Below are 10,716 nucleotides of genomic sequence, written 5' to 3'. Positions count from 1 at the left end.
CCTTGCGAATCCCGATCATGCGCCTTCCAAGTCTGGCGTCGGCCTGCGGCCGAGCCTGAAACACCATGGCGCGCCCTTCCCGCTGGGAGCCGCGCCTTTTCTTTTGTTGGAGTGGACGACGATGCCCGACCTGTCTAGCGCCCTGGGATCGGTCTGCGTCTACTGCGGCTCATCGAACACGGCCGATCCGGCCTATCTGCAGGCGGCCTACGACATCGGCAGCGACTTCGCCCGGTCCAGCATCAAGCTGGTGTACGGCGGCGGCGGCGTCGGCCTGATGGGCGCGGCGGCGCGCGGCGCCCACGACGCCGGCGGCAAGGTGCTGGGCATCATCCCCGAATTCCTGCGCGGCCGCGAACAGCCTTTCGACGACGTCGAGACGGTGATCGTCACCTCGATGCACGAGCGCAAGATGCTGATGTTCGAGCGCTCGGACGCCTTCGTCGTGCTGCCCGGCGGCATCGGCACGCTTGAGGAGATCATCGAGCTGCTGTCCTGGCGTCGCCTCGACCTGCATCGCAAGCCGATCGTCTTCCACAATCCGGACGGCTTCTGGGATCCGCTGTTCGCCCTGCTTCACCACACGATCGAGCGTGGACTGACGCCGCCGGCGCTGGCCAACGCCTGGGTCTCGGTCACGGAGGCTTCGGAAGTGACGCCGGCCTTGCTGGCCTGGGGCCTGGACGTCGATCGCGACCACGAGATCGACGTTCGCCGATTGACTTAGTTTTCAATCACAACGAACAATGTGATCAGCGTCCACCTAGAAATAGGACGCGGGGATAGGAGATGTCCATGCGTATGCTTCTGCTCGGCGGTTTCGCCGCGATTTCGCTCGTCGGCGCGGCCCAGGCCGCGACTTCCGAAGGCGCCATGCTCGTGCTCAAGGCGCCGCCGGCCAAGGCCGAACTCATTCAGGACGGCGCGATCTGGCGCTGCACCGGGACCGTCTGCAAAGCGCCGACGGTGAAGGCCCTTCCGGCCGGCCGCAGCTGCCGCAAGATCGTGGCCGAGCTCGGGGCCGTGTCGGCCTTCACCTGGCGCGGCGATGCGCTCGACGCCGCCGGCATCGAGGAATGCAACGCGGCCGCCAAGCCGTAAGCCTTCCCCGACAAACCGTCGGATTTCACGCCATCCCGGTCGGTCCGGGATGGCGTTTTTCTTTGGCGAGAGGCGCTGAGGCGCTACTTCCTGTCCGAAGTCTTGGACGGCCGCTGCGGCGGCTTGGAGTTTCCGGGGCGGGGCCCGACCAGCAGTCCGCCCATCAGGGCGAAGGACAGCATGGCGTGGTTCATCTTCGTCACGTTCATGGCGGCGTCTCCTTGACCAGCCCGGAGCGGTTCAGGAGGGCTTCCTGAAAACGCTCCACTTGTTACGGGACCGATCGAGAGACCGGCCCAGCCAGAAAGAGACGCGCGCGGCTTACAGGGACTCGCACCCTCCTAGTCGTCAGCGCGTCATGGGCGAAGATGCGCTCAAGCTCGCTCATGACAAGTGAAATATTCCGGGTTCGGACGATGTCTGCATGCTGAAAATGATCACCGGCGGTCAGGTCATTCGCCGGGAATATTGTCAGTCAGCGAATGAATTAGTGGAGCGTGGCGCCGTCCCGGTCCATCAGCTCATGGGTGACGGCTTCGCTCACCGCGTCTGGCTTGCCGGCGGCGGCGATGATGTTGGCCGCGGCCCGCAGCATGACGGGTTCGATACGGTCGGCCTCGCAGCCGACCAGTTCGGCGGCCAGCTCCGGCAGGTCGGCGCACAGGCGGAGCTGGCCCGCGATCCGTTGCAGGGCGTAGTTTTCCTCGAGGCCGGGGTCGTTGGCGACCACGCCGACCAGCAGCGACAGGGCGGTTTCCAGCTTGTCGGCGCGCGCCTTGGCCTCGCGGGCCTGGTCGAGCAGGAGGCGGGCGCTGGAGTCCATGGCCTCCAGGGTGTCGGCCAGTTTTTCCGGGGAGAGACCTTGGAGGGCTTCGGGGCGGAGCATCACATTCACCGTGCAGTCGATCGGGTGTTCTGCTGCGTTGAACGGTCGCACCCTGGCCGACGGGGCGGTGAAAATCGCGCTTCCAGAAAAAAGGCCGCCCGCGTCGGCGTGACGCAGGCGGCCCCCTTCGAAAAACGGCGTCGTTCCGTGGGCGGCGCCGTTTCTTAGGTGGTGTCAGGCCGCGGCGCCGAACGACAGTCCCTCGTAGCGGCGGAGGTGCTGATCGACCGAGCCGAACAGACCCTCGATGATCGTGCCGCGCTTGAAGTAGTGGCCGATCGCCAGCTCATCGGTCATGCCCATGCCGCCGTGGATCTGGATGGCGTTCTGGCCGACGAACTTGAGGGCCCGGCCGATGCGCACCTTGGCGGCCGACACGGCCTTGGCGCGCTCGGCGTCGCTCTCGTCGAGCTTGATGGTGGACATGTAGGTCATCGACACCGACTGCTCGAGCTCGATGAACATGTCGACCATGCGGTGCTGCAGCACCTGGAAGTCGGCGATGGAGCGGCCAAACTGCTTGCGCTGCTTGGCGTAGTCCAGCGTGCCCTCGTGCAGCTTGCGCAGCACGCCCACGCCTTCGGCCAGGCTGGCGGCGGTGGCCTCGTCGATGACCTTCTCGACCAGCGGCAGGCCCGCGCCTTCTTCGCCTATCAGGGCGTCGGCGGGAATCGAGACGTTCTCGAAATAGACCTCCGAGGCGCGGCCGCCGTCGACGGTGGGATAGTCGCGGGTGACAACGCCCGGCAGGTTCTTGTCGATCAGGAAAATCGACACGCCCGAGGCCTCACGCTGGCTTCCGCCGGTGCGGGCGGTGACGACGAGGTGGCTGGCGAAGGGCGCGCCGATCACCACGGCCTTGTGGCCATTGAGGATCCAGCCCGAGCCGTCCTTCTTGGCCGTCGTCTTCAGATCGCTCCAGGTGTAGCGGCCCTGGGGTTCGGCATAGGCGAAGGCGATGGTCGTGGTTCCGGCGACGATGCCCTCGATCACCGAAGCGGCGCCGGCGTAGCCCGAGTGCTTCATGAAGCCGCCGCCGATCACGACCGTGCCCAGATAGGGCTCGATGACGAGCGCTTTGCCGAACTCTTCCATGATGATCATGTTGTCGATCGCGCCGCCGCCCAGGCCGCCCAGTTCCTCGCTGAACGAAGCGCCCAGGATGCCCAGCTCCTCGGCGAAGGCCTGCCAGTAGTCGGCCCGCCAGCCGCTTTCCGAGGCCACGATCTTGCGGCGGGTCTCGAAGTCGTACTTGTCCTGCAGGAAGCTCGCGACGGTGTCGCGGACCATCGACTGCTCTTCGGTGAAGTTGAAGTCCATCCCTGAAGTCCCTTGTTTTCAAAGCTCCGAGGCCGCGTTCCGCCGGGCCTGCCAGGAGCGTCGTTGATTGGATAGCGAAGCGCCCTCCCCACCGCCGGGGAGGACAGTCATCAGAGCCCGAGCACCATCTTGGCGATGATGTTGCGCTGGATCTCGTTGGAGCCGCCGTAGATCGAGGTCTTGCGGACGTTGAAATAGGTCGGCGCGGCGCGGTGGGCGAAATCGGGACCGATCGGATGGGCGTTGTCGCCGTCCTTCGGGAAGCCGCGGAAATAGGGCGCGCCGTAGTGGCCGGCCGCCTCCAGGGCCAGTTCGGTGATCCGCTGCTGGATCTCGGTGCCCTTGATCTTCAGGACGCTGGATTCGGGACCGGGGCCCTTGCCGGCGGCCTCGCCCGCCAGGGTGCGCAGTTCGGTATATTCCAGCGCCGTCAGGTCGATCTCCAGCTCGGCGATCTTGCGCTTGAACATCGGGTCCTTGATCAGCGCGTCACCATCATCCGAAATCTCGGTCGAGGCGATAGCGCGGATTCGTTCGATGCCGCGCTTGGAGCGGGCGACGCCGGCGATGCCGGAACGCTCGTGAGCCAGCAGGAACTTGGCGCAGGTCCAGCCCTTGTTCTCGTCGAAGATGCGGTTCTCGACCGGCACCTTGACGTTCTCGAGCCAGACTTCGTTGACCTCGTGCTCGCCGCCCAGGGTGATGATCGGGCGCACGGTCACGCCGGGCGACTTCATGTCGATCAGCAGGAACGAGATGCCTTCCTGGATCTTGGCGTTCGGGTCGGTGCGGACCAGGCAGAAGATCCAGTCGCCGTGCTGGGCCAGGGTGGTCCAGGTCTTCTGGCCATTGACCAGGTAGTATTCCTTGCCGTCGTCGCCGATGAAGCGTTCGGCCTTGGTCTTCAGGCTGGCCAGGTCGGAACCGGCGCCCGGCTCGCTATAGCCCTGGGCCCACCAGATCTCGCCCGACAGGGTCGGCGGCAGGAAGCGCTCCTTCTGCTCGGGCGTGGCGAAGGTGTAGATCACCGGCCCGACCATGTTGATGCCGAAGGGCAGGATCGGCACGCAGTCGGCGCGGGCGGTCTCTTCCGACCAGATGTAGCGCTGCACCGAGGTCCAGCCCGGGCCGCCGTACTTCTGCGGCCAGGCCGGGGCGACCCAGCCCTTCTGAGCGAGCGTGCGGTGCCAGGAGAGGAAGTCCTCCTTGGACATCTCCTCGCCCTCCTCCTGCCGTTCGCGCAGGCCTGCGGGGTAGTTCTGGGCGATGAAGGCGCGAACCTCGTCGCGGAAGGCCAGGTCTTCAGGCGAAAAGTCGAGGTTCATGGCGGGCTCCCGAACATGGCCGACTGAGGCGGCCTTCTCTGTTGTTTCGGGGCGATGATAGGAGCCAAACGAGCGTTTGGAAAGATGACGCTTGGGTCAACGTAAACGGCGTTCACCCAAACTTCGGGAAGTAGGTCAGCGAACCTCGCAGGCCAGGCGCACGAGCGCCACGGCAGACGCGCCGCCGACGCCTTCCTCGCCCTCGATCTCCAGCGACAGAAGCGGCGACTTGCCCAGCTTCTCCAGCAGGCGGGCGTGGCCGGGGCCGGCGACGTGCGCGGCGACGGCGTGGGCGATCAGGTCCGGATCGATGGCGTGCAGCACGGCCGCCGCCGCCGTGGCGGCGTAGCCGTCGAGCAGAACCGGAATCTTCTGGACGCGGGCGGCCAGGATGGCGCCGGCGACGGCGGCGGTTTCGCGACCGCCCAACTGGCGCAGGACCTCCAGCGGATCGGAGAGATCGCCCTCGCCCCGCGCGCGCTCGACGGCGGCGGAGATATCGGTGCTCGCTTCGGTCCAGTCGCCGGCCTCGCCGCCGAACAGGGCCAGGGCGATGGCGGCGGCGTCACGATGGGCTTCGGCGGCGATGACGCCGGGGATCAGCAGGTCGGGCTGCTTGGCCAGGGCCTCCATGCCGAAGGCCATGGTCGCGGCGCATTCCTTCTCGCTCATCGAGGCCTTCTGGCGCGCGTCGGGCGTCGGGCGGTCGATGGCGAGGTCGAAGGCCTCCAGGCCCGCGCCCTGGGCGCCGGCCAGGCGGCAGACGGTCGCGCCGCCCGAGGCGACGGCTTCGAGGCGATCGCGGGCGTAGCCGCGCGGACCAACGCCTTGGCGGGCGCCGGCATAGAGGGCGATCACCGGGCGGTTGACCGACGGCGGATTGCGGCCGGTCCAGGCCGTCAGCCAGGCCGAGATCTCGGCCAGCCGGCCGCCGTCGGCCGGAGGGACGAAGACGCCCGGCGCGGGCAGGTCGGCGGCCAGGCGGCGGATGTCGGCGAAGGGCGAAGCGGCTGCGGAAGCGGTCATGGGCGCGGACTTAAACCCGTCCGCGCCCGATGCAAGCGCATCGCGCCAGATTGTTGGCGCGATGCGAAGAAATCAGCTCGGCCGAGATCAGCTCTGGGCCAGCGACTTGCAGTCGCCGTCGCGCTCGCCGACCAGGGCGGACTTGGCGTCGCCCTCGGCGCGGGAGGCCTCGCGCTTGGCGCTCAGGCGGGCGGCGTCCGCACGATCCTCGATCGAGATGTGCCGACCCTGGCGCTGGGCCTTGATCAGCGCCTTCAGCGGGGCGGCGTCGGTTTCACCCAGAGCCTTGGCCTCGGTCAGGCCCAGGCAGCGGTTGGCGCGGACGAACTGGGAGTCGGTGAGGCGTTCAGCGGCCAGGGCCGGAGCGGCGACGGCGGCGAGCGAGGCGGCGGCGAGCAGGATGACGGTGGTGCGCATGGCATAGTCCCCAGTGGTTGAAATCAGGTCGCGCGATCGCAGGACGTCGAGCGGCTTGCGCGCGACGCCGCGGACGGCGACATTCGGGCATGACTTCCGAGAACCGCCCTCCCCGTCCGATCGTCACCCCTTGCGTGAAGGTGTGCGCGGTCGATGGCGCGAGCGGCTTCTGTCTCGGTTGCCGACGGACCCTGCAGGAGATCGCCGGCTGGTCGCGCTACAGCGACGAAGAGCGGGCGGCGATCATGACCGCCCTGCCCCTTCGCCCCGATCCGATGGAGAGCCTGATGGCCGCCCAGTCGGCTTCGCGCGGTTGAAGCATCCTCAGGTTCTTGAAAGCATTTTCAGACTCTGCATCAAGGTTGTTCCCGAAGCGTCTTTTCAACGCTGGTGAACATGCGACCTCGAGCTCGAGCTTTGAAGTTAAATCCAGTCAATGAACTTTATTACATGTTCGGGGTGGAATGTTACGACGAGTTAACTGGGCATTCTGAAGACGCTTTGTTAACCAAGTAAATCCGCATTCCGATTCACGGGTTGAAAACGCCTTTCGCCCTACTGTGCAGTCAATGGTCGTAGAAACGGCCGAAAAGCCTGCAAGGCGGGGTGCTTTCGATGCTCAAGTTCACGGCGATCGCGATTGTCGGTGCGTTGTCGGCGGTGGGTGCGGCCAAGGCCGTGACCTCGCTGGACAGCTCCCTGCGTCAATCGTCTCCGGGCCCGGCCACCGCGGCGGCCGCCACCCTGGGCGACGCCGGCGCCGCGCAGCTGACCAAGGGTCCCGACGGCCATTTCTGGGCCGAGGCCAAGGTCGACGGCCGCGCCGTGCGATTCCTGGTCGACACCGGCGCCACCGCCGTCTCGCTGAGCAAGGCCGACGCCCAGCGCCTGGGCATCGACGTCGCCAAGCTGAACTACGAGTACGATGTGGTCACCGCCGACGGCCGCACCCGTGCGGCTTCGGTCAAGCTGGGCAGCGTCGCCATCGCCGGCGCCAAGGTGGCCAATGTCGACGCCCTGGTGATCGAGAGCGGCCTTGAAACCTCGCTGCTGGGCATGAGCTATCTGGGCCGCCTGTCGCGCTTCGAAGCGACCCCGCGGTCGCTGATCCTGCACCCCTGATCCACACCTCTATTTTCTAGGCCGGGCGCATGATCGCCCGGAATTCTTGCACGATCCCGCAGAACCGTGCTCGCCGCCATTGGCCTTCCCGCCCAGCGGCGCTAACCTGGCGCCATGCAAACCTCCCCAGCGTCGACGCCTGTCGGCTGCCCTCGCCATCCGGCCCTGGCCGAGGCGATTGAACGATCCATGCCGGCGGACGGCGTGCATCCCACCGCCATCCCGGGCATGTGGCTGGCCCGTATGTCGCAGCCCAGCCCCCCGGTGCACGGCGTGCACGAAGCCGCCGTCTGCATCATCGCCCAAGGCCGCAAGCAGGTGATGCTGGGCGAAGAGGTCTATGTCTACGACCACGCCCGCTTCCTGGTGGTGTCGGTCGATGTGCCCGTGGTCGGCCAGGTGATCGAGGCCAGCGACGACGCGCCCTATCTGTGCGTGCGGCTGGACATCGACCCACGCAGGCTGAACGAACTGATCCTGGAAATCGACCCCGGTCCGGTCCGCAACGCGCCGGCGCCCGGCATGGCGCTGAGCGAGACGACGCCGGAGCTGCTGGACGCCACCGTGCGGCTGGTCCGCCTGCTGGAGACGCCGGGCGACATCCCTGTGCTGGCGCCGCTGATCCAGCGCGAGATCCTCTATCGGCTGCTGCGCACCGACCAGGGACCGCGCCTGCGCGAGATCGCCGCCTGCGAAAGCCGGCTGGGTCAGGTCTCCCGCGCCATCCACTGGCTGAGGACCAATTATCACCTGCCGTTCCGGATGGAGACGCTGGCCTCCGAGGCGCGGATGAGCCCGTCGGCCCTGCATCAGCACTTCAAGGCCGTCACGGCGATGAGCCCCCTGCAGTACCAGAAGCAGCTGCGCCTGCAGGAGGCCCGCCGTCTGATCCTGGCCCAGGGGCTGGACGCGGCGACGGCCGGCCACAATGTCGGCTACGACAGCCCCTCGCAGTTCAGCCGCGAATACGCCCGGCTGTTCGGCGCCCCGCCGCTGCGCGACGCCACGCGGCTGCGGGCGCGTCCGGAACTGGTCAGGACTGCGTGACGGCGCCTTCCTCCAGAGAGCCTTCAGGAGCGACGCCGGCGGCGGCGTCATAGATCGCCTGGTCGAGAATGCCTTCCTGCTTGGCCACCAGGGTCGGCACCAGGGCCTGGCCGGCGACGTTCACGGCCGTGCGGCCCATGTCGAGGATCGGGTCGATGGCCAGCAGCAGGCCCGCGCCTTCCAGAGGCAGGCCCAGCGTCGAAAGCGTCAGGGTCAGCATGACCGTCGCGCCCGTCAGGCCGGCCGTGGCGGCCGAGCCGAGCACCGAGACGGCGACGATCAGGGCGTAGTCGGCCACGCCCAGAGGCAGGTGGTAGAACTGGGCGATGAAGATCGCCGACAGGGCCGGATAGATCGCGGCGCAGCCGTCCATCTTGGTGGTCGCGCCCAGCGGCACGGCGAAGGCGGCGTAGGCGCGCGGCACGCCCAGGCCCGCCTCGGTCACCGTCTCGGTCACCGGCAGGGTGCCGATCGACGAGCGCGAGACGAAGGCCAGCTGGATGGCCGGCCAGGCGCTGGCGAAGAACTTCAGCGGGTTGAGGCCGTGCGCCGTCAGCAGGATCGGATAGACCACGAACAGCACGAGGCCCAGGCCGATATAGATCGCGCCGGTGAAGGCGCCGAGCTGGCCCAGCGTCGTCCAGCCGTACTGGGCGACAGCATTGCCGAGCAGGCCGACGGTCCCGATCGGCGTCAGGCGGATCACCCAGCCCAGCACCTTGCGCACGACCGCCAGAGCCGAGGCGTTGAAGGCCAGGAAGCCTTCGCCCGCCGGACCCACGCGCAGGGCGGCGATGCCGGCGGCCAGCGAGATCACCAGGATCTGCAGCACATTGAACGACAGCGAGGTGCTGGCGCCGGCCTCGCCGACCTTGGTCGAGGCGTTCAGGCCCAGGATGTTGGACGGGATGAGCCCGGTCAGGAAGTCGAGCCACGAGCCGTTGGTGCGTGGCGCGGCGGCGGTCGCAGCGTCGAGCGCCGCGTGGGCGCCCGGCTGCAGGACGACGCCCAGGGCGATGCCGATGGCCACCGCGATCAGGGCGGTGATCGCGAACCACAGCAGGGTCTTCCAGACCAGGCGGGCGGCGTTCTGCAGTTCGCGCAGATTGGCGATGCTGGCGACGATGGCTGTGAACACCAGCGGCGGCACCAGCACGCGCAGCAGCTGGATGAAGATCGAACCGACCTGGTGCAGGACCTCGGCAAGGGCGTGACCCGCCTGCCCTTCCTCGACGCCGAGTCGGCGCGCGAGCAGACCAAGGCCAAGGCCCGCGACCATGCCGGCCAGCACCTGGACGCCGAAGCCGCTGATGAAGCGGCTGGAAGGAGCGGTCGCCTGCGCCATGGGTTGTTTCCTGCTCATAAGAAGCGGCAAAAGCCGCTCCAAAACTCATAAAACACCGGATGCCGGGCCGCTGCGCGCGCGGACACGTCGGAAATCTGGAATTTTCCTGCTCGCGCATATGAAGCGCGCGGTCGAACCAGTTTTTGTGCGATCCGGCGCCAGCCAAGCTGCAAGGACGCGCGGCGGCGGCATGTCGCATGGTAAATCCCGACCGTCGTCCCTAGGCTGACGGCGCCTCCTCCTCCCGTCCGCTTACCATCGGAGCCGCCATGAGCACCTCCTTCCTGATCGGCGCGATCATCGGCTCCGCCCTGTTCATAGTCCTGGGCCGCGCGCCCGCCGAGAAGCTGCTGGCGGTGATCCAGGCCCGTATCGGCAAGCGCTGAGCGCCACGCCAAGAAGTTCCGTTCCTCGCCCCATGTTTTCGCGGGGCGACACACGCGATCGTGTCGGAACGAAGTCTTGATGAGCGCCTTTCTTCTGCATCGGACGCGCCAAGGCGCGCCAGGAAATGTTCAGGAGGCGCTCATGTCCATTCTCGCCTGGATCGTTCTGGGTCTCGTGGCCGGCTTCATCGCCAGCAAGCTCGTAAGCCGTAGCGGCGGCAGTCTGCTTGTCGACCTGGTGCTCGGCATCGTCGGCGCTCTGGTCGGCGGCTTCGTGTTCAACCAGTTCGGCGCTTCGGGCGTCTCGGGCTTCAATCTCTACAGCCTGCTGGTGGCGACCGTCGGCGCGGTGATCGTGCTGGCCATCTACCACCTGCTGGCCGGACGCCGCGCACTCTAACCGCGACCACCCCGTCGAACGAAAGACGCCCTCGGCCTTCCGGCCGGGGGCGTTTTCCTTGCCTGCTCGGCTGGGCGAGCGTCAGTGGGTCTTCTCGCCGCCGAGCTCCTCCATCAGCTCGGCCTTACGGGCCTCGAGCCGCTCGCCCATGGCCTCGAGATCCTCGTCGCCCTGCTTGGCCTGGGCGAACACGCCGCCGGGCTGCTCTTCTTCCTTGACGTGGTGCTTGATGTACTCGCCCAGCACCTTGACCTTGGCGTCGTAGAACTCCTCGGACGGCCGCATTTCCTCGATCTCGGCGATCAGCTTCTTGGCGCCGTCGTGCTCGACATAGGCCTCGT

At 67.3% G+C, this 10,716-nt stretch carries 13 protein-coding genes and 1 pseudogene; 6 read left to right on the top strand and 8 right to left on the bottom strand.

Translation table 11 applies throughout. The features are described 5' to 3' along the window. Nucleotides 1-121: 121 nt before the first annotated feature. Nucleotides 122-727, top strand: a complete 606-nt coding sequence (locus DMC18_RS18400) for a TIGR00730 family Rossman fold protein (protein WP_110121659.1) — start codon at nucleotides 122-124, stop codon at nucleotides 725-727. Between the two features lie 68 nt (nucleotides 728-795). Further along, nucleotides 796-1,101, top strand: coding sequence for a hypothetical protein (locus DMC18_RS18395; protein WP_110121658.1), 306 nt, complete (start codon nucleotides 796-798; stop codon nucleotides 1,099-1,101). An 83-nt stretch (nucleotides 1,102-1,184) separates the two neighbouring features. On the opposite strand, the gene DMC18_RS27020 is transcribed toward DMC18_RS18395, so the two are convergent. The 6 genes from DMC18_RS27020 to DMC18_RS18370 form a co-directional block, all read right to left on the bottom strand. Then, nucleotides 1,185-1,310 carry a hypothetical protein gene (locus tag DMC18_RS27020; RefSeq protein WP_233245354.1) on the bottom strand — a complete coding sequence of 42 codons (126 nt, stop codon included), beginning with the start codon at nucleotides 1,308-1,310 and terminating at the stop codon, nucleotides 1,185-1,187. Nucleotides 1,311-1,588: 278 nt separating this feature from the next. Beyond that, a complete protein-coding gene (locus DMC18_RS18390; protein WP_110121657.1) occupies nucleotides 1,589-1,987 on the bottom strand; it encodes a hypothetical protein in 399 nt (132 codons plus the stop codon). A 174-nt stretch (nucleotides 1,988-2,161) separates the two neighbouring features. Continuing rightward, nucleotides 2,162-3,307 (bottom strand): acyl-CoA dehydrogenase family protein, encoded by a 1,146-nt coding sequence (locus DMC18_RS18385; RefSeq protein ID WP_110121656.1) that lies wholly within the window; start codon nucleotides 3,305-3,307, stop codon nucleotides 2,162-2,164. Nucleotides 3,308-3,417: 110 nt separating this feature from the next. Beyond that, complete coding sequence (locus DMC18_RS18380) at nucleotides 3,418-4,632, bottom strand: acyl-CoA dehydrogenase family protein (RefSeq protein ID WP_110121655.1); 1,215 nt, start codon at nucleotides 4,630-4,632, stop codon at nucleotides 3,418-3,420. Nucleotides 4,633-4,767: 135 nt separating this feature from the next. Continuing rightward, the gene (locus DMC18_RS18375) at nucleotides 4,768-5,658 is read right to left on the bottom strand and encodes a nicotinate-nucleotide--dimethylbenzimidazole phosphoribosyltransferase (protein WP_110133186.1); all 891 of its coding nucleotides are present in this window, start codon (nucleotides 5,656-5,658) and stop codon (nucleotides 4,768-4,770) included. An 87-nt stretch (nucleotides 5,659-5,745) separates the two neighbouring features. Then, nucleotides 5,746-6,075 carry a hypothetical protein gene (locus tag DMC18_RS18370; RefSeq protein ID WP_110121653.1) on the bottom strand — a complete coding sequence of 110 codons (330 nt, stop codon included), beginning with the start codon at nucleotides 6,073-6,075 and terminating at the stop codon, nucleotides 5,746-5,748. Between the two features lie 89 nt (nucleotides 6,076-6,164). Here DMC18_RS18370 and DMC18_RS18365 point away from each other — a divergent pair, with 89 nt between their 5' ends. The 3 genes from DMC18_RS18365 to DMC18_RS18355 all read left to right on the top strand — a co-directional run bounded on the left by DMC18_RS18365 (nucleotide 6,165) and on the right by DMC18_RS18355 (nucleotide 8,244). Beyond that, nucleotides 6,165-6,392: a DUF1289 domain-containing protein gene (locus DMC18_RS18365; protein ID WP_110121652.1), complete on the top strand. Its 228-nt coding sequence runs from the start codon at nucleotides 6,165-6,167 to the stop codon at nucleotides 6,390-6,392. A 289-nt stretch (nucleotides 6,393-6,681) separates the two neighbouring features. Continuing rightward, a complete protein-coding gene (locus DMC18_RS18360; RefSeq protein WP_110121651.1) occupies nucleotides 6,682-7,197 on the top strand; it encodes a TIGR02281 family clan AA aspartic protease in 516 nt (171 codons plus the stop codon). Nucleotides 7,198-7,386: 189 nt separating this feature from the next. Further along, complete coding sequence (locus tag DMC18_RS18355; RefSeq protein ID WP_233245353.1) at nucleotides 7,387-8,244, top strand: AraC family transcriptional regulator; 858 nt, start codon at nucleotides 7,387-7,389, stop codon at nucleotides 8,242-8,244. Here DMC18_RS18355 and DMC18_RS18350 read toward each other — a convergent pair. After that, nucleotides 8,231-9,589: a dicarboxylate/amino acid:cation symporter gene (locus DMC18_RS18350; protein ID WP_110121649.1), complete on the bottom strand. Its 1,359-nt coding sequence runs from the start codon at nucleotides 9,587-9,589 to the stop codon at nucleotides 8,231-8,233. The genes DMC18_RS18355 and DMC18_RS18350 overlap by 14 nt on opposite strands. 528 nt (nucleotides 9,590-10,117) lie before the next feature. Here DMC18_RS18350 and DMC18_RS18345 point away from each other — a divergent pair. Continuing rightward, nucleotides 10,118-10,375: a GlsB/YeaQ/YmgE family stress response membrane protein gene (locus DMC18_RS18345; protein ID WP_101713103.1), complete on the top strand. Its 258-nt coding sequence runs from the start codon at nucleotides 10,118-10,120 to the stop codon at nucleotides 10,373-10,375. A gap of 81 nt (nucleotides 10,376-10,456) precedes the next feature. On the opposite strand, the pseudogene DMC18_RS18340 reads toward DMC18_RS18345, so the two are convergent. Further along, nucleotides 10,457-10,716 (bottom strand): annotated as a pseudogene (locus DMC18_RS18340) (hemerythrin domain-containing protein); the annotation flags it as partial.

It is taken from the genome of Caulobacter sp. D5, from assembly GCF_003185805.1.
Lineage (GTDB): Bacteria > Pseudomonadota > Alphaproteobacteria > Caulobacterales > Caulobacteraceae > Caulobacter.
Note: the sequence above shows the minus strand (reverse complement) of the source record. Positions and strands in the feature narration are given on the sequence as shown.

What these genes read in the sequence shown, in the direction of transcription:
- DMC18_RS18400 (WP_110121659.1), top strand. Translation starts at nt 122, where the DNA reads ATGCCCGACCTGTCTAGCGCCCTGGGATCGGTCTGCGTCTACTGCGGC.
- DMC18_RS18395 (WP_110121658.1), top strand. Translation starts at nt 796, where the DNA reads ATGCGTATGCTTCTGCTCGGCGGTTTCGCCGCGATTTCGCTCGTCGGC.
- DMC18_RS27020 (WP_233245354.1), bottom strand. Translation starts at nt 1,310, where the DNA reads ATGAACGTGACGAAGATGAACCACGCCATGCTGTCCTTCGCCCTGATG.
- DMC18_RS18390 (WP_110121657.1), bottom strand. Translation starts at nt 1,987, where the DNA reads ATGCTCCGCCCCGAAGCCCTCCAAGGTCTCTCCCCGGAAAAACTGGCC.
- DMC18_RS18385 (WP_110121656.1), bottom strand. Translation starts at nt 3,307, where the DNA reads ATGGACTTCAACTTCACCGAAGAGCAGTCGATGGTCCGCGACACCGTC.
- DMC18_RS18380 (WP_110121655.1), bottom strand. Translation starts at nt 4,632, where the DNA reads ATGAACCTCGACTTTTCGCCTGAAGACCTGGCCTTCCGCGACGAGGTT.
- DMC18_RS18375 (WP_110133186.1), bottom strand. Translation starts at nt 5,658, where the DNA reads ATGACCGCTTCCGCAGCCGCTTCGCCCTTCGCCGACATCCGCCGCCTG.
- DMC18_RS18370 (WP_110121653.1), bottom strand. Translation starts at nt 6,075, where the DNA reads ATGCGCACCACCGTCATCCTGCTCGCCGCCGCCTCGCTCGCCGCCGTC.
- DMC18_RS18365 (WP_110121652.1), top strand. Translation starts at nt 6,165, where the DNA reads ATGACTTCCGAGAACCGCCCTCCCCGTCCGATCGTCACCCCTTGCGTG.
- DMC18_RS18355 (WP_233245353.1), top strand. Translation starts at nt 7,387, where the DNA reads ATGCCGGCGGACGGCGTGCATCCCACCGCCATCCCGGGCATGTGGCTG.
- DMC18_RS18350 (WP_110121649.1), bottom strand. Translation starts at nt 9,589, where the DNA reads ATGGCGCAGGCGACCGCTCCTTCCAGCCGCTTCATCAGCGGCTTCGGC.
- DMC18_RS18345 (WP_101713103.1), top strand. Translation starts at nt 10,118, where the DNA reads ATGTCCATTCTCGCCTGGATCGTTCTGGGTCTCGTGGCCGGCTTCATC.